The 20,580-nt window shown below is 60.6% G+C and carries 23 protein-coding genes; 18 read left to right on the forward strand and 5 right to left on the reverse strand.

What is annotated here, in order from left to right:
- Window positions 1–3: 3 nt before the first annotated feature.
- Window positions 4–291: an Asp-tRNA(Asn)/Glu-tRNA(Gln) amidotransferase subunit GatC gene (gene gatC, locus ACR0AC_RS17350; protein WP_170454967.1), complete on the reverse strand. Its 288-nt coding sequence runs from the start codon at window positions 289–291 to the stop codon at window positions 4–6.
- A 231-nt stretch (window positions 292–522) separates the two neighbouring features.
- Here gatC and ACR0AC_RS17355 point away from each other — a divergent pair, with 231 nt between their 5' ends.
- The 3 genes from ACR0AC_RS17355 (at window position 523) to ACR0AC_RS17365 (ending at window position 2,180) form a co-directional block, all read left to right on the forward strand.
- Complete coding sequence (locus ACR0AC_RS17355; protein ID WP_170454969.1) at window positions 523–681, forward strand: hypothetical protein; 159 nt, start codon at window positions 523–525, stop codon at window positions 679–681.
- Window positions 682–835: 154 nt separating this feature from the next.
- A complete protein-coding gene (locus tag ACR0AC_RS17360; RefSeq protein WP_480875079.1) occupies window positions 836–1,399 on the forward strand; it encodes a DUF4202 domain-containing protein in 564 nt (187 codons plus the stop codon).
- A 91-nt stretch (window positions 1,400–1,490) separates the two neighbouring features.
- Window positions 1,491–2,180 (forward strand): SGNH/GDSL hydrolase family protein, encoded by a 690-nt coding sequence (locus tag ACR0AC_RS17365; RefSeq protein ID WP_170737468.1) that lies wholly within the window; start codon window positions 1,491–1,493, stop codon window positions 2,178–2,180.
- On the opposite strand, the gene ACR0AC_RS17370 is transcribed toward ACR0AC_RS17365, so the two are convergent.
- A complete protein-coding gene (locus ACR0AC_RS17370; RefSeq protein WP_480875082.1) occupies window positions 2,161–2,832 on the reverse strand; it encodes a ceramidase domain-containing protein in 672 nt (223 codons plus the stop codon). The two genes, ACR0AC_RS17365 and ACR0AC_RS17370, sit on opposite strands and share 20 nt — an antisense overlap.
- Window positions 2,833–2,892: 60 nt before the next feature.
- Between ACR0AC_RS17370 and ACR0AC_RS17375 the strand changes: the two genes are divergently transcribed.
- A complete protein-coding gene (locus tag ACR0AC_RS17375; protein ID WP_480875085.1) occupies window positions 2,893–3,585 on the forward strand; it encodes a metal-dependent hydrolase in 693 nt (230 codons plus the stop codon).
- 8 nt (window positions 3,586–3,593) lie between these two features.
- Here ACR0AC_RS17375 and ACR0AC_RS17380 read toward each other — a convergent pair whose 3' ends face one another.
- Window positions 3,594–4,058: a nucleoside deaminase gene (locus ACR0AC_RS17380; RefSeq protein ID WP_480875087.1), complete on the reverse strand. Its 465-nt coding sequence runs from the start codon at window positions 4,056–4,058 to the stop codon at window positions 3,594–3,596.
- 62 nt (window positions 4,059–4,120) lie between these two features.
- Here ACR0AC_RS17380 and ACR0AC_RS17385 point away from each other — a divergent pair, with 62 nt between their 5' ends.
- The 13 genes from ACR0AC_RS17385 (at window position 4,121) to ACR0AC_RS17445 (ending at window position 18,074) form a co-directional block, all read left to right on the forward strand.
- Window positions 4,121–4,936, forward strand: a complete 816-nt coding sequence (locus tag ACR0AC_RS17385) for a pseudouridine synthase (RefSeq protein ID WP_480875090.1) — start codon at window positions 4,121–4,123, stop codon at window positions 4,934–4,936.
- Window positions 4,937–5,110: 174 nt separating this feature from the next.
- On the forward strand, window positions 5,111–6,025 hold the full coding sequence (locus tag ACR0AC_RS17390; RefSeq protein WP_170624410.1) for a 5-bromo-4-chloroindolyl phosphate hydrolysis family protein: 915 nt from the start codon (window positions 5,111–5,113) through the stop codon (window positions 6,023–6,025).
- Between the two features lie 30 nt (window positions 6,026–6,055).
- Window positions 6,056–7,246 carry a toxic anion resistance protein gene (locus ACR0AC_RS17395; protein ID WP_170454986.1) on the forward strand — a complete coding sequence of 397 codons (1,191 nt, stop codon included), beginning with the start codon at window positions 6,056–6,058 and terminating at the stop codon, window positions 7,244–7,246.
- 12 nt (window positions 7,247–7,258) lie between these two features.
- Window positions 7,259–8,215, forward strand: a complete 957-nt coding sequence (locus ACR0AC_RS17400; protein ID WP_170454988.1) for a DUF2927 domain-containing protein — start codon at window positions 7,259–7,261, stop codon at window positions 8,213–8,215.
- A 22-nt stretch (window positions 8,216–8,237) separates the two neighbouring features.
- Window positions 8,238–9,386 (forward strand): SPFH domain-containing protein, encoded by a 1,149-nt coding sequence (locus ACR0AC_RS17405; protein ID WP_170454990.1) that lies wholly within the window; start codon window positions 8,238–8,240, stop codon window positions 9,384–9,386.
- 39 nt (window positions 9,387–9,425) lie between these two features.
- A complete protein-coding gene (locus tag ACR0AC_RS17410; RefSeq protein ID WP_480875095.1) occupies window positions 9,426–10,514 on the forward strand; it encodes a TFIIB-type zinc finger domain-containing protein in 1,089 nt (362 codons plus the stop codon).
- Window positions 10,515–10,544: 30 nt separating this feature from the next.
- On the forward strand, window positions 10,545–11,261 hold the full coding sequence (locus ACR0AC_RS17415) for a nitroreductase (protein ID WP_170519893.1): 717 nt from the start codon (window positions 10,545–10,547) through the stop codon (window positions 11,259–11,261).
- Between the two features lie 32 nt (window positions 11,262–11,293).
- On the forward strand, window positions 11,294–11,731 hold the full coding sequence (gene dtd / locus ACR0AC_RS17420) for a D-aminoacyl-tRNA deacylase (protein ID WP_480875096.1): 438 nt from the start codon (window positions 11,294–11,296) through the stop codon (window positions 11,729–11,731).
- Window positions 11,731–12,834: a glycerate kinase type-2 family protein gene (locus tag ACR0AC_RS17425; protein WP_480875099.1), complete on the forward strand. Its 1,104-nt coding sequence runs from the start codon at window positions 11,731–11,733 to the stop codon at window positions 12,832–12,834. The genes dtd and ACR0AC_RS17425 overlap by 1 nt, the downstream gene beginning before the upstream one ends.
- A gap of 238 nt (window positions 12,835–13,072) precedes the next feature.
- The gene (locus tag ACR0AC_RS17430; RefSeq protein WP_170455000.1) at window positions 13,073–14,656 is read left to right on the forward strand and encodes an ABC transporter substrate-binding protein; all 1,584 of its coding nucleotides are present in this window, start codon (window positions 13,073–13,075) and stop codon (window positions 14,654–14,656) included.
- Between the two features lie 15 nt (window positions 14,657–14,671).
- Window positions 14,672–15,628: an ABC transporter permease gene (locus tag ACR0AC_RS17435; RefSeq protein ID WP_170455002.1), complete on the forward strand. Its 957-nt coding sequence runs from the start codon at window positions 14,672–14,674 to the stop codon at window positions 15,626–15,628.
- The gene (locus tag ACR0AC_RS17440; protein WP_170455004.1) at window positions 15,625–16,440 is read left to right on the forward strand and encodes an ABC transporter permease; all 816 of its coding nucleotides are present in this window, start codon (window positions 15,625–15,627) and stop codon (window positions 16,438–16,440) included. Before ACR0AC_RS17435 ends, ACR0AC_RS17440 begins: the two co-directional genes overlap by 4 nt.
- Entirely contained in the window at window positions 16,437–18,074 is a 1,638-nt protein-coding gene (locus tag ACR0AC_RS17445; protein WP_170624420.1) for an ABC transporter ATP-binding protein, read from the forward strand. Before ACR0AC_RS17440 ends, ACR0AC_RS17445 begins: the two co-directional genes overlap by 4 nt.
- Before the next feature lie 55 nt (window positions 18,075–18,129).
- On the opposite strand, the gene ACR0AC_RS17450 is transcribed toward ACR0AC_RS17445, so the two are convergent.
- Window positions 18,130–18,627, reverse strand: a complete 498-nt coding sequence (locus tag ACR0AC_RS17450; protein WP_170455007.1) for a thioredoxin domain-containing protein — start codon at window positions 18,625–18,627, stop codon at window positions 18,130–18,132.
- A gap of 176 nt (window positions 18,628–18,803) precedes the next feature.
- On the opposite strand from ACR0AC_RS17450, the gene ACR0AC_RS17455 reads away from it, so the two are divergent.
- Window positions 18,804–19,640: an alkaline phosphatase family protein gene (locus ACR0AC_RS17455; protein ID WP_170455009.1), complete on the forward strand. Its 837-nt coding sequence runs from the start codon at window positions 18,804–18,806 to the stop codon at window positions 19,638–19,640.
- Between the two features lie 9 nt (window positions 19,641–19,649).
- Here the strand turns inward: ACR0AC_RS17455 and ACR0AC_RS17460 are convergent, their stop codons facing one another.
- Window positions 19,650–20,573 (reverse strand): alpha/beta hydrolase, encoded by a 924-nt coding sequence (locus ACR0AC_RS17460; RefSeq protein ID WP_170624424.1) that lies wholly within the window; start codon window positions 20,571–20,573, stop codon window positions 19,650–19,652.
- Between the last annotated feature and the right edge of the window lie 7 nt (window positions 20,574–20,580).

Below are 20,580 nucleotides of genomic sequence, written 5' to 3' on the forward strand. Positions count from 1 at the left end.
GTCTTACTCCACCACTTTGGGGACTGCGAAGAACCCTTCGCGCGCGTCGGGGGCGTTGGCCAGAACCTTGTCCTGCTGACTTCCGTCCGTGACCACATCCTGACGACGTTTCAGGCGCATCGGCTCGACCGAAACCATCGGCTCGACGCCCTCGACATCAACCTCGTTCAACTGCTCGATGAACCCCAGGATAGTGTTGAACTCGGATGCCAGCGCCGGCAGGGCGTCATCCTCGACCTTGATCCGGGCCAGTTTGGCCACCTTGGCGGCGGTGCTTTGGTCAATCGACATCGGAAAACCTCATATACGCTCAGGGGGGCATTTACCCGTCTGTTGCAGCAGTCGCAAGACCGGCAGGCCCCTGCACAGCATATGATTCACACCCCCGCAAATCGCTTGCCATTCAATCTTGCATACCCGTTATGCAAAAAAGTAAACCGTTTAGTTCATTTTATGACTTGAAAAACTGAACTGTACTGTTCATTTTACATCTCACAAGACAACACAAACCGGAGACTGAAAATGAAAAGCCTCATCGCAGCCGTCACTTTGTCCGCCACTCTTCTGGCCGCGCCGGCCATGGCTTTGGGCATCGACTCCACCAACCTGACCCGCAACCTGAGCTTCCCCTCCCCTGTCTCGGAACCGGTCACGCAGGATCAGGTCAAGCCGGGCAAGTAACCAGCCCGCCTCGGCCGGGTCAGAGGCCCCCCGTCTGACCCGGCCCTGATGCAATTGGGTGCTGCACCTTCTGCGGCATCACGCTACGGTGGCTTTGAAAATCAATCGGATGATCAACGCAAAACGCGCATCCGCAAAGCCAACGGAGCAAGACATGAGCGCGCGCAAGCAAGCGGTTCTGGACGCAATTGATGCGGCCAATGCAAAAGATCCCAATCTCGACGATGGCCAACCCGAAGCGCTGCTGTATGGCACGCGCATGAGCGCCGAGTTGGAGCGGCTGTTCCCCGATGCCTCGGACGCGCTGCAAATCGCGGCGCGCGGTCAACATGTCGAACGTTGGAAACTGGCGCGCACGGAATACCCCGAAGGACGGGCCGGGTATCTGGCCTGGCGCAAAGCGCAGGGCGAACATCATGCAGATGTGGTGATGTCCCTGATGACCGAGGGTGGGTATAGCGAAGAAGAGGCCGAAGCCGCCGGACGGATGCTGCGCAAGCAGGGTATCAAACGTGACTCCGAGGTTCAGGCGCTGGAGGACGTGATCTGCTTTGTGTTCCTCAAGTGGTATTTCCAACCCTTCGCCGGCAAGCATTCGGCTGAGAAAATCCAGAGCATTGTCGAGAAAACGGCCCGCAAGATGTCCGCAGACGGGCGCGCGCGGGTGTTGGCAGAGTTCGACCTGCCCGAGCATCTGGCCGCCGCTTTCCAGGCCTGACGCAAACCTGTTCGTGTTTTTGATGCGGTTAATCGGGCATTAACCATTTAACGCTCACTCTGAGACCCGTAGAATCTCCGGAGTCTCAGCCGTGTTCAAGAAACTGTATCTCGCCGCCGGGTTGCTGTGCCTGTTGCTGGGCTGTCAGGAACTGCCGTCCAGCAAGCCGGATGCAAAGGTCATTGCGGTTGGCGATTCGCTGATGGCGTGGAATTCGCCCTCCGGGTCGTCGATTCCGGATGTGATCGAAGAAAACATCGGCGCTCCGGTGGTGGATCGCACTGTATCTGCGGCGTGGTTGCAAACGCAGTTTGACGACAAGGGCGCGCCCCAAAGTGGGGTGCAGGCCCAGTTTGTCAAAGGCGACTGGTCCTGGGCGGTGGTCAATGGCGGCGGCAATGATCTGATGCTGGGCTGTGGCTGTTCGCGCTGCGATGCGGTGCTGGACAACATGATCTCGGAAGATGGGCAAAGCGGCCAGATACCCCGCTTTGTACGCCAGATTCGCGAAACCGGTACGCGGGTTATCTATGTGGGTTACCTGCGCAGCCCCGACCTGTTTACACCCATCGAACACTGCAAGGCCGAAGGCGATGAGTTCGAGGCGCGGATCGCAAGGCTCGCGCAATTGGATGAGGGGGTCACCTTTGTCTCAAGCCAGGATGTGGCGCGGCCCGGCGATGCCTCGTATTTCTCATTCGATCTGATCCATCCGTCGCGCAAATCCAGCCGGATCATCGGCGAACGGATCGCCAGCGTGATCAAGGATCAGGGGTTGTAGCGGCGCGCGTCGGGATGATCACCCGGCGGTAGGCCTCGATCATCCAGCCCAGCATAGTGGCGTTCAGGATGTGCCACAGGAAATGCGTGCCGGTTGGAAACAGCTGACAGATCGGCGCGTCCAGTGCGCGGAAGGTAATCGACAGGATCAGGAGAGCTGCGCCAATCGCCATGTTCTTTGCGAACGCTGGCTCTCGATGCCGCAACAGGAACGAATAAATCAAGATCAGCAAAGGCACAGGGGCATATGCGGCAGAGCCACCCAACCCCGGCACAAGCTGAAACACGGGCGTCGTCACCGCGGCATAGGGGATGAACAAGATCGTCGCGCCCAGCGCATAGCCCGTGGACAAGCCCCAGACATCTTTGTTCACCGCGAAAATATAGATCAGGATAAACAGCAGGATCGGCGTCACGTCGGCAATCGCGGCCCAGACCTGCGCATGGGTGTGAAACAGATAGCTGCCAACGCCAATCGTCGCCAACACCGTGACCAACGCCATCGCAAGCGGCGTTTCCTGGCCCCGCACCCGCCGCCACATGATGAAGGCCGAGATCAGAAAGGCCGCGTTGGTGACCGCATTGATGGGCTCGGCCCAATAGGCGGCGGACAATCGCTCACAATAGCCGTCGATTTGCTGCATCCAGTCCATGGAATTTTACATAGCGAATGCTAGGCTGGAGCCAATAGGCATCGCAGGAGGAATTTCGGCATGAACATCATTTGGTTGGGCCACGGCAGTTTTCGCATCGAAACCGAGGGGCAGGTGCTGTTGGTCGATCCATGGCTGACGGGCAACCCCGTTCTGCCGGAAGACCAGCACGATGCAGCCGTGGACGGCGCGACGCATATCCTGCTGACACACACCCATTTCGATCATGTGGTGGATGTTCTGCCTTTGGCAAAACACCTGAACGTGCCGGTCGTCGGGCAGTACGACCTGATGGGCTATTGGGCCGAGGCCGAGGGGATCGAGACCATCGGTTTCAACAAAGGCGGCACTGTCAATCTGAACGGGGTCAAGGTGACGATGGTGCCTGCCTCGCACAGCTCGACCTTTTCAACACCCGACGGCCTGCGGACCGGAGGCAGCGAGGTCGGCTTCATGATCGCAGCCGAAGGGCGGATGCTGTATGTCTCGGGCGACACTGACATTATGGCGGATATGGAGTGGATGGGGGATTACTACAAACCCGATATCGGCATCCTGTCTGCGGGCGGGCATTTCACCATGGACATGAAAGCGACCGCCTATGCGGCCAAGCGTTATTTCAACTTCAAGGCGGTGATTCCCTGCCATTACAAGACCTTCCCCATCCTCGAACAATCGGCGCAGACGCTGATCGACGGATTGCCCGGAGTGGACGTGATCGAACCCGAAGTGATGCAGCCGATCAAACTGTAAGCCGGGCTTCAGCCCGGCACATCCTTGCGGCGCGCCTCGAAGAAATCCTTCAAAAGCGCCGCCGCCTCGTCCGCGGCGATACCATCATAAACCTCGGGCGCATGATGCGCCTGAGGGTGAGAAAACACCCGCGCACCATGGGCAACACCGCCTGATTTCGGGTCGGATGCGCCATAATACACCCGACGGATACGCGTAGCAGCCAGCGCGGCGGCGCACATCGCGCAAGGTTCCAGCGTTACATAGAGGTCGTGACCCGGCAGACGCTCGGACCCGGCCTCGGCGCAGGCGGCGCGCAAGGCCAGGATCTCGGCATGAGCGGTCGGATCGTTCAATTCGCGCGTTCGGTTGCCAGCCGCCGCAACGACCCGGCCATCGGGCGAGACGATAACGGCCCCCACCGGAACCTCGCCCCGACTAGCTGCCGCGCGGGCCTCGGCCAGCGCCTTGTCCATATGCGATTTGAACACCATGCCCCTGACTGCATCAGAAACCTGCCTTTCGCAAGCGGGCGGGATGGGTTAAGGCCGGGGGCATGAGCAATACCCCTCCTCCCGGCGACCGGATCGCCAAAGTGCTGGCCCGTGCAGGCGTCGCCTCGCGGCGCGAGGCTGAACGCATGATCGAAGCAGGCCGCGTGAGCGTGAACGGCAAGGTGATCGACAGCCCGGCCCTGAACGTGACCGCCAAAGACAGGATCGCCGTGGACGGCAAACCGGTCTCGGAACCCGAACCCTCGCGCCTGTGGCTCTATCACAAGCCGACCGGGCTGGTGACCACGACCAAGGACGAAAAGGGCCGCGCGACGATTTTCGACGAATTGCCCGAGGATATGCCGCGCGTGATGTCCGTTGGGCGGCTGGACCTGAATTCCGAAGGCTTGCTGCTGCTGACCAATGACGGCGGCATCAAGCGCAAGCTGGAACTGCCCTCGACCGGCTGGCTGCGCAAATACCGCGTGCGGGTCAACGGACGACCCAAGGAAGAGGATTTCGCCCCCCTGCGCAAAGGGCTTGTGATTGATGGTGAGCGGTTCCAGCCGATGACCGTCTCGCTGGATCGCCAGCAAGGTGCGAATGCTTGGCTGACCATCGGACTGCGCGAAGGCAAGAACCGCGAGATCAGGCGGGCGATGGAAGATATCGGCTTCACCGTGAACCGGTTGCTGCGTGTCTCTTACGGCCCGTTCCAGCTGGGCGATTTGAAACCCGGTCAGGTAGAAGAGGTGCGCCGCCGCGTGATGCGCGATCAGTTGGGCCTGGATGGTGACACAAAACCCGAAGGTACCGCCAAACGCGCCACCCGCCCGCAAAGAAAACGACTACCGATCGGCAAGAAACCCCGCAAGTGACGCGGGTTTGGCAACCTTCCCCCTAGCGCCAAGCCTGCGCATCCCTTAAATTTTCTGGGAATGCTGCTATTTGGGGGGCGCAATGTCCGGGAGCGGAGTGCAAAAACTGGCCTATGTGGTCCTGCTGGTCCTGATGCTGGGCGTGTGCACCGGCTTGCTGGGGGGGCTTTGAGCATGGCCAAGCGGTTTGGCGGCAAATACAGCCCTCAAGGTGAGTCTTCTTCCGACGCGCCGCTGCCGCGCGGCCAGTTTGATGGCGCGCGGGTCGAACCTGCGGGCGCGCGGGCGAATATTCTGTTTCTGCCTGCGATCCCGTTGGTTTTCCTGTCTCTGAACGACGGCGCGATTGGCATGACCATCGGCCTGGTCGCGGCGGGCCTGCTGACCGCTGCCGCTTTTCTTCTGCGCGAAGGGTTGCGGGCCGAGGCCGCGTATCATTCACGCAAAACCGCCCGCCGCCCAGCCTTTCCCCGGAAGATATTTGCCAGTGTTCTGACCGGGCTTGGCACCGCGCTGGCTGCGTACCGGACCGAGTATCTGGATGCAGAAACCGCCGGACAGGTCAGCCTGCTGGCGCCCGTGCTGTTTGGAGTTGCCGCAACCGTTTTGCATTCCGTGTCATTCGGGTTGGACCCGATGAAGGACAAAGGCATGGAAGGCGTCGATACATTCCAGCAGGATCGCGTGGCCCGTGTGGTCGATGATGCCGAACAACACCTGTCCGAGATGACGGATGCGATCAAACGCGCCGGTGATCGCCGGGTCGAGGCGCGGGTTGAACGGTTTCAGGATACCGCCCGCGATCTGTTCCGCACGGTCGAAGAAGATCCCCGCGATCTGGCCGGGGCGCGCAAGTATCTGACCGTATACCTGCAGGGCGCACGCGATGCGACGGTCAAGTTCGCAGACGTGTATGCCCGTACCCGCGACGGGCAGGCGCTGGCCGATTATTCCGCCTTGCTGGACGATCTGGAACAGAATTTCGCCGCGCGCACGCGGAAGATGCTATTGGATGACCGCAGTGATCTGACGGTCGAGATTGACGTGTTGCGCGACAGGCTGCAACGCGAAGGCGTCCGGTTGGACTGACCGGCTAAAAATTGAGCGAGGAACATCCCCATGTCCGATGAGATCAAGAACAAGGCGGTCGAGGCCGAAACTCTGGTGCAGGAAGTCACCGCCGTGGCGCTGCCCGAACCGATGGCCGAGGTTGTCTCGCTTGAGGAAGCCGACGAACCGGTCAGTGCCGAGATTCGCAAGCGCATGGATGAGATCGATATGGGCAACACCAATTCGATCGTCTCATTCGGCTCGTCCGCGCAGGCAGAGTTGCAAGAGATCAGCCAGGCCATGCTGGCCGATGTGCGCAACAAGGATGTGGGCCCCGCTGGCGATAGCCTGCGCAACATCGTGACCACGATCCGGGGCTTCTCGGTCAGTGAACTGGACGTGCGGCGCGAGCGTAGCTGGTGGGAAAAACTGCTGGGCAAGGCCGCGCCTTTTGCCAAGTTCACCGCCCAATACGAAGAGGTTCAGGGCCAGATCGACCGCATCACAGACGATCTGCTGAGCCATGAGCATACGCTGCTGAAAGACATCAAATCGCTCGACCTGCTCTATGAAAAAACGCTGGGGTTCTATGATGAACTGGCGCTTTATATCGCGGCGGGTGAGGAAAAGCTGACCGAGTTGGACAGCCACGATATTCCGGAAAAAGAGGCCGAAGTTCAGGCCGCGCCCGAAGATCAACAGGTTATGAAAGCGCAGGAATTGCGCGACATGCGCGCGGCGCGCGACGATCTGGAACGCCGGGTGCATGATCTGAAACTGACCCGTCAGGTGACGATGCAGTCGCTGCCCTCGATCCGTTTGGTGCAGGAGAATGACAAGTCGCTGGTGACCAAGATCAACTCGACCCTCGTCAACACGGTGCCGCTGTGGGAAACCCAACTGGCGCAGGCCGTCACCATTCAGCGCAGCGCCGAGGCGGCAGCCGCCGTGCGCGACGCCAATGATCTGACCAACGAATTGCTGACCTCGAACGCAGCCAATCTGCGCGACTCCAACAAGATGATCCGTGAGGAAATGGAACGCGGCGTCTTCGACATCGAGGCCGTCAAACAGGCCAACGCCGACCTGATCGGCACGATCAACGAAAGCCTCGCCATTGCCGACGAAGGCAAGGCCAAGCGCGCCGCCGCCGAGCAGGAGTTGCAGAAGATGGAAACCGAACTCCGCGACACGCTTGCCGCCGCCAAGGCGCGGCGCGACGGGACCGGCGACAATGCAGGAACGGCTGTTCCGGGATAAGGTGGACTGGGCGTGCGGCCTTTGAACTCTGTCAAACTGGCCCTTGGGGGTATCGCGCTGCTGGCGCTGGTCGGCTGTGAGGAAGCCCTGACATCCGCCGTCGTGCCTCCGCCACGCCCCGCAGCCCCACCGCCTGCGGCCAACGCTTATGTACCGCCCTCAGCCGCCAGTCAGGACCTGGCCCGGTTCTATCAGCGCGTCGAACGCGATCTGCTGACGCGCGGCCTGTTGCGGACAGATGGCGGCGGGCCTGACGCGCCGTATGACGCCGACGATCTGACCCGGAATTTCGAGACGATTGCGTTTTACAGCGAATACCCAAACCACAGCGTCTCACTGGGATCGCGCCAGACCGATGGCCAGCTAAGCCGCTGGGATGGGCCTGTGCGCATCCAGACCGAGTTTGGCCCTTCGGTCCTGCCCGCCACGCGGGAAAAGGATGCGGCGGATGTGCAGTCATATGCCGCCCGTCTGGCGCGCCTGACCGGGCACCCGGTTTCGACTGTCAGCCGGAAGGCCAACTTTCACGTGTTCTTCGCCGGCAAGGATGATAGCGCCTATGTGGTGTCCCGCCTCAGGCAGTTGATCCCGAATATCAGTCAGGCCTCGCTGGAACTGGTCGCCAATCCGCGCGCGAATTTCGACTGTTTTGTCTTTGCCTCGGCCACCACATCCTCGCCCAACAAATACGTGCGCGCGGTCACTCTGATCCGCGCGGAACTGCCAGATCTGGTGCGGCTAAGCTGTATCCACGAAGAAATTGCGCAAGGCCTTGGCCTGTCCAATGACAGCCCCGCCGCGCGGCCTTCGATCTTCAACGATGATGACGAGTTTGCCCTGCTGACCAGTCATGATGAGAAACTGCTGCAAATGCTCTACGATCCGCGGCTTCAGCCCGGTGTATCGGTCGATCAGGCCCGCCCTGTTGTCAGGATCATTGCACGCGAATTGATGGGTCAGCCGCTCTGACCCCAAGGACAGGAGAACCCAGATGGGAATTTTCGATTTTCTGACAGGCGAGTTCATTGATGTCATCCATTGGGTGGACGACACCCGTGACACGATGGTCTGGCGGTTCGAACGCGAAGGGCACGAGATCAAATACGGCGCCAAGCTGACCGTGCGCGAGGGTCAGTCGGCGGTGTTTGTGCATGAAGGGCAGTTGGCGGATGTGTTCACGCCCGGTCTTTATATTCTTGAGACCAACAACATGCCGATCCTGACGACCCTTCAGCATTGGGATCACGGTTTTCAGTCGCCATTCAAATCCGAGGTGTATTTCGTCAACACCACCCGGTTCAACGACCTGAAATGGGGCACGAAGAACCCGATCATGCTGCGCGACCCGGAATTCGGCCCAACGCGCATCCGCGCCTATGGCACCTATACAGTGCGGGTGAAGGACCCGGCCAAGTTTCTGGTCGAGATCGTCGGCACCGATGGTGAATTCACCATGGACGAGATCAGCTTTCAGATCCGCAACATCATCGTGCAGGAATTCAGCCGCGTGATCGCGGGATCCGGCATCCCGGTTCTGGACATGGCCGCCAACACCGCCGATCTGGGCAAGCTGATCGCAGCTGAGGTGTCTCCGGTACTGGACAGCTATGGGCTGGACATGCCTGAGTTCTACATCGAGAACATCTCGCTGCCGCCAGCGGTTGAAGCCGCTTTGGACAAGCGCACCTCGATGGGGCTGGCGGGGGATCTGGGCAAGTTCACCCAGTATTCGGCAGCCGAGGCGATGACAGCGGCGGCGAACAACCCCGGTCAGGGTGGCGGCATGGGTGCCGGTCTGGGCATGGGAATGGGAATGGCCATGGCGCAGCAGATGGCGAACATGGCAGCGGGTCAACCGCGCGGCCCGTGGGGATCGCCCGCCCCCGCTGCCCCGCAACCGGCAGCACATGCGGCGCCGCCGCCCCCACCTCCCGTTGAACATGTCTGGCACATCGCCGTGGACGGGCAGACCAGCGGTCCGTTTTCAAAGGCCAAAATGGGACGCATGGCCAGCGAAGGGCAGTTGACCCGTGAGACACACGTCTGGACCGCCGGTCAGGACGGCTGGAAGAAAGCGGGTGAGGTGCAGGAACTGGCGCAGCTGTTTACCATTTTGCCGCCCCCACCGCCGGGTGCGTGACCAGAACGGGCGGACGAGTCAAATGTGCAAGGCTCTGACATGAACGAAGAACACCGCTTTCCCTGCGAACAATGTGGCGCGGATTATCGGTTCAATCCCGGTGACGGTACTCTGACCTGTGACCATTGCGGACATGCCCAACCCATCGGCGCGGGCCCTTGGGGCGGTGCGAAACTGCGCGAGCTGGATTTTGACGCCGCCATTGCCGATCGCCTGCCCGACAGCGAGATCGAAGAAACGCGGGTTTTGTCCTGCCCCAACTGCGCCGCTCAGGTCGAGTTTGACCCGAACACCCACGCCGCCGAATGCCCGTTCTGCGCCACCCCCGTGGTGACGGATACCGGCGTGAACCGCCATATCAAGCCCAAGGGTGTTCTGCCGTTTGCGCTGGACGAACGGACCGCCCACACCGCCATGAACGATTGGCTGGGTCGGTTGTGGTTCGCCCCCAACGGGTTGCAGGACTATGCCCGCAAGGGCCGTAAGATGCAGGGAATCTATGTCCCTTACTGGACGTTCGACGCCGACACCAAATCCAGCTATCGCGGCGAGCGTGGTGTGGTCTACTACGAAACCCGAACCGTGATGCGCGACGGAAAGCGCGTACAGCAGCAGATTCCCAAGATGCGCTGGACCCCCAAATCCGGTCGTGTCGCGCGGTTTTTTGACGATGTGCTGGTGCTGGCCTCACGGTCCCTGCCCAAGGCGTATACGGACGCGCTGGAGCCGTGGGATCTGCCTGCGCTGGAACCTTACCAGCCGCAATATCTGGCCGGGTTCCGGGCCGAGGCCTACACGGTGGACCTCCAAGACGGGTACGCCGAAGCGCGTCAGCACATGGCACGTGTGATCGAACGGGATGTGCGGTTTGATATCGGCGGCGACCGTCAGCGCATTCATGCGGTCGAAACCGACGTGCGCGATGTCACGTTCAAGCACATTCTGCTGCCCGTCTGGATGGCGGCCTATAAATACCGGGGCGAGACCTATCGCTTTGTCGTCAACGGGCGCACCGGGCGCGTTCAGGGCGAACGTCCCTGGTCGGCGATCAAGATCACGATTGCCGTGGTTCTGGGCCTGCTGGCGGCAGCGGGTGTTGGCTACCTGATGGCAACCGGTCAGCAGTAGCGGCGCAAAACCAGCCCCTTGCACATCCTGATGGCGGCGGTCATCTTCGGCGCGATTGCCGGGAAGGAGAGGATCGCCGTGACATTATCCGCGTTGAACACATTGTTGACGGATCGATATTCGTGCCGGGCATTTCGCCCGGACCCGGTGCCGCAAAAGGATATCGAGCAGATCGTTGCCAGTGCCTCACAAGTGCCCAGCTGGTGCAATGCGCAGCCCTGGCAGTTGGTGATCACAAGCGGAGAGGAAACGGATCGGTTCCGCCGCGCGCTGCGAGATGAAGTCGAAACCGGAACGCCTGCTCCGGACCTTGCTTTCCCCAGTTCTTATTCAGGCGTCTACCAGGATCGACGGCGCGCCTGCGGCTGGGCCTTGTACGCAGCCGTTGGCGTCGAACATGGCGACCGGGCGGGATCGGCGCGACAGATGATGGAAAACTATGCCCTGTTCGGTGCCCCCCATTGCGCGATCCTGTCCAGCCCGGCCGAACTTGGGCCTTATGGTGCAATGGACAGCGGCGGGTTCGTCACCGCGTTCACGCTGGCCGCGCAGGCGCTTGGGGTTGCAAGCATCCCGCAAGCGGCAGTCGCAGCCTACAGCCCCTTCCTGCACAAGTATTTCGATATTCCTGATGATCGGTTGATCCTGTGCGCGATCTCGTTCGGCTATGCCGATGCCGATCACCCGGCGAACAGTTTTCGCACCGACCGGGCCGCATTGGGTGACATTGTCGACTGGCGCGGCTAAACCGGCAGGTAAAAATACCGAAGGGGAGAGCTTTGCGCGCAGTCATACAACGTATCTCACATGCCAGGGTCTCGGTGGATGGGTCTGTTATCGGGCAGTCCGGCCCCGGCCTGATGATCCTTGTCTGCGCCATGCAGGGAGATGACGAAAGTCAGGCCGCGAAACTGGCCGCAAAGATAGCCCGGCTGCGTATCTTCAAGGATGAAGCGGGCAAGATGAACCGCTCGATGGTCGATAGTGGCGGATCGGCCCTGGTGGTCAGCCAATTCACGCTGGCGGCTGATACTTCAAGCGGCAACCGCCCCGGCTTTTCCGCGGCGGCCCCGCCGGATGTCGGGGAACGCCTGTATGAAGCCTTTGCCAAAGACCTCGCCGCGCATGGTATCCCGGTGGAAACGGGGCAATTCGGGGCGGATATGGCAGTTGAACTGGTCAATGACGGGCCGGTGACGATCTGGATGGAAAACTGATGACGCGTACCGAACAAGCAATCGATTTCTGGCGGGCTGGCGTGGCGGCGGTTGATGGGTACTCGGCGACAAAAGCGGCCCTGCCCGGTGTTCCCCGGCCCGACCGCATACTGGCTGTGGGCAAACCTGCCGCCGCCATGGCACGGGCAGCCTTGGATCAGTTCGGGGATGTTCCGACCCTTGTGGTGACCAAGGACGATCACGGGCGCGATCTGCCGGATGGGGTTGAGGTGATCGAGGCCTCTCATCCCGTGCCGGATCAACGCAGCCTCAACGGGGGCCGCGCCCTGCGTGAAGCGGTGGAGCAGATGGCAGCGGGATCGCATCTGTTGCTTCTGGTGTCAGGCGGCGCCTCCTCGCTGGCCGAGGATCTGGTGCCCGGTAAATCCTTGCAGGACCTTGCCGCCCTGAACCGACAGCTGCTGGCCGAAGGGCTGGACATCACCGCGATGAATGCAGAACGGCGCAAGCTGTCGCGGGTCAAAGGCGGTGGGCTGTTGTCGCATTTCAAGGGCGGCAAGGCCACGGTATTGGCGATCTCGGACGTGCCCGGGGACGATCTGAACGTCATCGGATCCGGTATCGGTGCCCTGCCCCGGACATATGACTTTGATGCCAGCACCCGGATCATCGCCTCAAACGCGCATGCCCGCGACGCCGCAACCAAGGGCGCGCAGACGGCCGGTCTGCAAGTTCATGCCAATGAAGAAGCGCTTCACGATGACTATCTGGCGGTTGCGACCTATGTCGGGCAGCGCCTGCGGGATATGGGACCCGGCGCAATGGTCTTTGGTGGCGAGCCGACGGTTGTTTTGCCGGACTCTCCGGGCCGTGGCGGGCGCAATCAGGCCCTTGCGCTTGCGCTGGCCAAAGAGATCTCGGGCCTCGAAGATCTGGTCGTCGTCGTAGGCGGAACGGACGGAACCGATGGCCCGACCAACGCTGCCGGGGGTGTCATCACAGGCGCAACCTGGGCAGAGGGGGCCGAGCAGGCGCTGAATGCCGCAGACAGCGGCACATTCCTTGAACAGGCGGACGCTTTGCTGGTGACCGGGCCGACAGGTACCAATGTGATGGACCTGATTGTCGCAATCCGAGGCTGATCTGACGCTTTGGACCCCACCTTTCGGGCTCAGCCCGTCACTTTTGTTTCATGAACTACGGATAGCACCGCCGACACGAAACTCTGCCAGCCCGCGGTCAGGAAATATGATTGCGTCTGGCATCAATGCACGCGGAACAATAAAACTTGCCCGGTCGCCGGAAATACGCCAACGTTGACTCATGCGTCAATAATAAGCCCCTCAAGGGCACACATCACTCAACAGGGAGATACACCAAATGAACGAACAACTCACGCACATGGCCAGCCAGGTCACTGCGGGCAAACTCACGCGCCGCGAATTCATGGGGAAAGCTGCGGCCTTGGGTGTGTCGGCGGCAATGGCCAGCACAATGTTTGCCGATGCCGCACGGGCGGCAGGCCCGAAAAAAGGCGGCGATCTGAAACTGGGTCTTCAGGGCGGCGAGTCCACCAACTCGCTGGACCCGGCAACCTATGCAAGCTCGGTTCCGTACATGAACGGGCGTCACTTTGGGGACACGCTGGTCGAAGTTGCACCCGACGGCACGATCGAGTCACGTCTGGCCGAAAGCGTCGAAGGCAGCGCGGATGCCAAGGTCTGGACATTCAAGCTGCGTCAGGGGGTCGAGTTTCATAACGGCAAGACCATGACCAGCGAAGATGTTCTGAAGACCATGGAACGCCATTCGAACGAAGATTCGAAATCCGGTGCCCTCGGCATCATGAAGGGCATCGAATCTATGAAGGCCGATGGCGACAACTTTCAGGTTACTCTGACCGAAGCAAACGCCGACCTTCCCTATCTGTTGTCGGACTATCACCTTGTGATTCAGCCCGATGGAGGCATGGACAACCCAGCCGCCGGTATCGGCACAGGTCCATACCAGGTTGAAGTCGACGAACCCGGCGTGCGCCACCTGTTCACCAAGTTTGCCAACTACTGGAATGACGACGCCCATTTTGACAGCGTCGAAAACGTTGTGATCAATGATGCGACTGCACGGACTGCTGCGCTTCAGGGTGGACAGGTTCAGCTTGCAAACCGGATCGAGCCGAAGGTCGCCGACCTGCTGGGCCGCGCGCCAAACATCACGGTCCAGTCGACACCGGGCCGCGGTCATTATGTGTTCATCATGCACTGCGACACGGCCCCGTTTGACAGCAACGAGTTGCGCACCGCGCTGAAATACGCGATCAACCGTGAAGAACTGGTCGACAAGGTTCTGCGTGGCTATGGCTCTGTCGGGAACGACATGCCGGTCAATGCGGCGTATCCTTTGTTCGATGAAACAATCGCCCAGCGCGAGTTCAGCGTCGAGAAAGCGGCAGAGCACTATAAGAAGTCCGGCCATGACGGCTCACCCATTGTTCTGCGCGTTGCGGATGGGGCCTTCCCCGGTGCCGTGGACGCCGCATCGCTGTTCCAGCAAACCGCTGCACAGGCCGGTATCCCGCTTGAGATCAAGCGTGAACCCAATGACGGCTACTGGTCCGAGGTCTGGAACGTGCAGCCCTTCTGCGCCTCGTACTGGGGTGGTCGTCCGGTTCAGGACCAGATGTATGCCACCGCCTATCTGTCGACCGCAGACTGGAACGACACGCGATTCAAGGTACAGGCGTTCGACGATCTGCTGTTTGCCGCACGGGCCGAGCTGGACGCTGACAAGCGCAAGGGCCTGTACAGCCAGATGGGTATGATGGTGCGTGACGAAGGCGGATTGATCTGCCCGATGTTCAACAACTTTGTCGATGCCTCCAGCAATACGCTGGATGGATGGGAAACCGACCCGAACGGCGAGCTGATGAACGGTCAGGTTTCGCGCAAATTGTGGTTCGCATAAAACGGACCCCGGATAATGCATCCCATCATCAAACTGGTGTTCCAGCGCTTGGCGCTGGGACTCCTGCTTCTCTTCGGTGCATCGGCTCTGATCTTCGGCCTCACTGAAGCCCTTCCCGGGGACGCTGCGCAAGCGGTTCTCGGCCAATCCGCAACCCCCGAGGCGCTGGCGAACCTGCGCGAGGAAATGGGCCTAAACCGTCCGGCCCTGACCCGTTATTTCGAATGGCTGGTTGGCATCGTACAAGGTGACCTGGGCCAATCCCTGACAAACAAGCTTGATATTGCCGAATCCGTCGGCAGCCGGTTGAGCAACACTCTGTTCCTGGCGTTCTGGGCCGCGATTATCTCGGTGCCGCTTGCCATTTTCCTGGGCCTTCTGGCTGTTCGTTATCGGAACCGCTGGCCCGACAAGATGATTTCGGCCGTCACCCTGACGACGATTTCGATCCCTGAGTTCCTGATCGGCTATGTGCTGGTCTATTTCGTGGCCGTGAAGCTGGGTATGTTCTCGCCGCTGGCGATGATCAACGACAGCATGTCCCTTGGGCAAAAGCTGAACTCGATCGCGTTGCCGGTCATCGTTCTGACCCTCGTGGTGCTGGCGCATATGATGCGCATGACCCGCGCCGCCATCCTGAACGTGATGCAGTCTGCCTATGTGGAAACCGCCGAACTGAAAGGCCTGAGCAACTTTCAGGTCATCTACCGTCACGCCTTCCCCAACGCCGTTGCGCCGATTGTGAACGTGGTGATGCTGAATCTGGCCTATCTGGTCGTTGGCGTCGTCGTGGTCGAGGTGGTGTTCGTCTATCCCGGCATGGGCCAGTATCTGGTGGACCATGTGACCAAACGTGACGTGCCCGTTGTTCTGGCCTGTGGGGTGATCTTTGCGGCCATCTATATCGGACTGAACATGATTGCAGACATCGTTGCCATTCTGGCCAACCCAAGGCTGAGGCATCCGAAATGAAGAACATCCCTATCTCTGCAATGATCGGGCTGGGTTTCACAGTCCTGTATTTTATCATCGCCCTGTTCGCGCCCCTGCTGGCACCCTACGGCATGGCCGAAGTGGTCGGCGACGTGTGGGAGCCGTCCAGCAAAGAATTCTGGCTGGGCACCGACAACATTGGCCGCGATCTTCTCAGCCGTATGATCTATGGCGGGCGCACGACGATCTTTATCGCCACGGCGGCAACGATCCTAAGCTTTGTGACCGGCTCGGTTCTGGGCTTTCTGGCCGCTGTGCTGGGGGGCTGGGCCGATCAGGTCATGTCGCGGACCGTTGACCTGATCATGTCGATCCCGTCGCTGATCTTCGCGCTGGTGGTTCTGGCCATGGTGCCGGTCACCATTCCGGTTCTGATCATCGTCATGGGCCTGCTGGATGCGACCCGCGTCTATCGTCTGGCACGCGCCGTCGCGGTGGACATCGCCGTCATGGATTATGTCGAGGCCGCCCGCCTGCGTGGTGAAGGCCAGGTCTGGGTCATCTTCCGGGAGATCCTGCCCAACGCATTGTCTCCGCTGGTGGCTGAACTGGGCCTGCGTTTCATCTTCATGGTTCTGTTTGTCTCGACCCTGTCCTTCTTGGGGCTGGGCGTCCAGCCGCCGCTGGCGGATTGGGGCGGCATCGTGAAGGAAAACAAGGACGGCATCGTCTATGGCATTGGCGCGGCGCTTTATCCCGCAGTCGCTATCGCGACGCTGGCAATCTCGGTCAACCTTGTGGCTGACTGGGTCCTGAACCGCACCACATCGCTGAAAGGAGGCCGGGGATGAGTGAACCGCTTCTCAAAGTCCGCGGGCTGAAGATTGGCGCGACGGTGTACCCGCCGGGCGAAAAGCCTCATGATATCGAAATCGTGCACGGGGTCGATTTCGACCTCGAACGCGGCAAGGTGCTGGGGTTGATCGGCGAATCCGGGGCCGGCAAATCCACCATCGGTCTTGCCTCGATGGCCTATGGCCGGGGTGGCGTGAAGATCACCGGCGGTGAGGTCTGGGTCAACGGACGTGACATTCTGAAAACGTCCCATGGCGATATTCGCAAACTGCGCGGGGGTGAGGTCACTTATGTGTCCCAATCCGCCGCCGCGTCCTTCAATCCGGCCAAAAAGATCATGGATCAGGTGGTTGAAGCAGCGGTCGAACAGAAAAAGTTCAGCCGCAAGGTTGCCGAAGGCCGGGCGCGTGAATTGTTCGCCAAGCTAGGCCTGCCCGATCCGGACAATATCGGGGATCGGTATCCGCACCAGGTCTCGGGCGGTCAGCTACAGCGTTGCATGACCGCGCTGGCGCTGTGCCCCGAGCCTGATCTGGTGGTGTTCGACGAGCCCACAACCGCGCTGGACGTGACCACCCAGATCGACGTTCTGATGGCCATCAAGGAAGCCATTGCCGATACCGGCGTTGCCGCGCTGTATATCACGCACGATCTGGCGGTCGTGGCGCAGGTCAGCGATGACATCATGGTTTTGCGGATGGGTAATACGGTCGAATACGGCGACACCGACCAGATCATCAACAACCCTAAGGAAGAGTACACGCAGGCTCTGGTCTCGGTCCGTTCGATTGAGCATGAAGAGAAACAGCCCACGCCGGATCCGGTGCTGACCGTCGACGGCATCACCGCGCGCTACAAGGGGCTGAATTTCGACGTGCTGCACAACGTCAACGTCGAGCTTCATCCGGGGCAGACGCTGGCGGTTGTGGGCGAATCCGGTTCGGGCAAGTCCACACTGGCGCGGGTGATCACCGGCCTGCTGCCGCCACGCGATGGCGAGATCACCTTTGCCGGTCGCAAGCTGTCGTCCGACCTCAAGGGCCGCACCCGCGAGGACCTGCGCGAGTTGCAGATGATCTACCAGATGGCAGACGTGGCGATGAACCCGCGTCAGACCGTTGGCACGATCATCGGCCGCCCGCTGGAGTTCTACTTTGGCATGCGTGGCGCGGAAAAGCGCAAACGGATCATCGAGTTGCTGGACGAGATCGAACTGGGCGAAAAGTTCATCGACCGCTATCCGGCAGAACTGTCCGGTGGTCAGAAACAGCGTGTCTGTATTGCGCGGTCGCTGGCGGCCAAACCCAAGATGATCATCTGTGATGAGGTCACCTCGGCGCTGGACCCGCTGGTGGCGGATGGCATTCTGAAACTGCTGCTCGACCTGCAGAAGATCGAGAACGTGGCCTATCTGTTCATCACCCACGATCTGGCAACGGTCCGGGCGATCAGCGACAGCATTGCGGTGATGTATCAGGGGCGCGTGGTCCGCTATGGCCCGAAATCACAGGTGCTGAGCCCGCCGTTCGACGACTATACCGACCTGCTGCTCAGCTCGGTGCCCGAGATGCATCTGGGCTGGCTGGAAGAGGTTGTCGCCCATCGCAAGATGGAAAGCGCCGGGAACTGATCCGGGGCCTTAGAAAGAAACCGGCGGGTCGATGGCCCGCCGGTTTTCATTTGGCTCAGGCCTTTTGACCGTAGCGTTGATGGTGTCGGGTCAGAACCTGCCTCAGTTCATCCCGGTAACGCATCCCCTGCAAGGTTTGGCGCAGCCCGCCTTCGGCATCGAACAGCAACAGGGTCACATGGGGCACGCCGTATTGATTTGCGAATCTGGCCCCGTCCTGCTGGCTGACATCGGCGACCAGATAGATCAGATCGCATTCCCCGAACTGCTTCATCGCCTTGCGGGTTTCGCGCTGTAGCGCGGTACAGGTCGAACATTGCGGGTCGTGCACCTGCACCACGACCGGTTTGCCCTGCCCGACCCGCGTCAGGTCATGCTCGGCCTGCATTGCCCGGACGGATCGTATCGTGAAAAACCCACCGCCGCCCACAACTGCCGCAGCGATTGCACCATTGCGCGCCAGCCTCAGAACATCGCGACGCGACGCGCCCTGTGCCGAAGTGGCTTTCGCCTTCTCGATCTGCGCCTTTTTTCGTTTTGAGACTTTAGCCATGGTTCGTCCCGAGTGTTTTCGCCTGGTCAGAAGCATATGCGTTCGCGCGGTCAGGCGACCTCACAATCGCGGCATCGGCTTCAACGCGCCTTCGACCGGCAACATGTCGTTTTTCGCATTGCCCGGCGCGGCCCGGCGCGTCAAACAGGCATCAGCAGTAGCAAAGGACGCCTGACATGGACCGCAAACTCCTTCTCATCATTCTGGACGGTGTTCCCTGGCGCAACTTCCGTCGCCTGTTCGGCAATCTGGAAGGCTGGGTCGACAGTGGCGAGGCAAAGGTCTGGAAACTGCGCGCCGTGCTGCCTTCGACCTCGGCCAGTTGCTATGCCTCGATCCACACCGGTGTGACGCCGCAGGAACATGGCTGTACCGGCAACGGCAACGTCTTTCGCCTGAGCCATAAGGACGTGTTCAGTCAGGTCCGCGAAGCCGGTGGCGTGACCGGAGCCGTGACCCACAGCTATTGGTCGCAATTCTTCAACCGCCACCCGTTCGATTATGTCCGCGATGTTGAATATGACGAGCCGGACAGCATGACCATCAACCACGGTCGGTTCCACACCATGACCGGCTATGGCAGCGCCAATCAGATGACCCCGTCGGATGTCGATCTGTATGCGACCCTGACCAACCTGTGCCTGCGCTTTGGGTTGGATTACGGCATTCTGCACACCTGCACGCTGGACAGTATGGGCCACCGCTTCTTCCATGATTGCGAGGAAATGGACCACGCCTGCTTTGTCGCGGATGAAATGCTTGCCCCCTTCATCCCGCGTTGGCGGCAATTGGGCTATGACGTCATCGTAACCGCCGATCACGGTCAGGATGAACGCGGCCACCACGGCGGGCGCGGGCCATTGCAGCAGGAAACTGCGCTGTATTATTTCGGGGATGCAACCGGGCCCGACGCGGACGCGGTAATTGAACAGGTGCAACTGGCGCCCACGATCCTGAACCGCATGGGCGCCCCAATTGCGGACACCATGAAGGGGAAACCGTTCCTGACGTGATCTTGGGCTTTAGTCGTAGGACCAGATGCCCTGACCCAAAGCCTCGATCGCGACAGAGATGCGCTCAAAACTGTCCGCCGCGCGTTTGACCGAGGTTCGGGCGCGCAGGTATCCGTGGACCAGGCCCGCCTCGTTGATCCAGTGCGCCTGCCCGCCGGCGGCAGAGATACGTTCGCAATAGGTCGAGCCATCATCACGCAGCGGGTCGCAATCCGCGGTGACAACAACGGTCGGTGGCAGGCCCGAGAAATCGCTGTCGTGAAGCGGCGCGTAGGTCGGATCGTCGTGCGGGGCGGGGCCGCCACAGCGGACATTCTCGTAAAACAGAATCTCGTCGCGGGTCAAAAGCGGCGCGTGGGCGTGTTCGACATACGAACCCTTCGAGTTGTCGCCGCCCAGACCCGGATAGATCAGGACCTGGCCGAGTATTTCCGCCCCCTGCCCCCGAAGCTGATGGGCGACCGCAGCGGCCAGATTGCCGCCTGCACTGTCACCGGCCAGAACCATAGGGTCACCGAATTCCGACACGACCCAGTTCACCGCAGTCAGGCAATCCTGAAACTGCGCCGGGTGCACATGTTCGGGGCAAAGCCGATAATCCACCGCCACGATTCGATACCCTGTCTGTGCGCAGATCTCGGCGCAGACGTCGTCATGACTGTCCAGCCCGCCAACAACAAATCCGCCGCCGTGGAAATAGACCACAGTCCGGGTGGGATCTCCGGCCGTATAAATGCGAACAGGCACGCCATCGGCGCGCCTGTCCTGTGTTTCAACACCCTTTGGGCGGGGCTGGCGAAAGTCCTGACACATCGTGTCATAAACCCGGCGCTGATCCTCAATCGACAGATCAACCGCGTCGTCAGGATAGCTTTCCGCCGTGCGTCTTATGAACGCCCAAGTTTCCTCATCAATCAGACGTTCATAATCCATGTTCCCT

It is taken from the genome of Ruegeria sp. H7 (assembly GCF_056532945.1).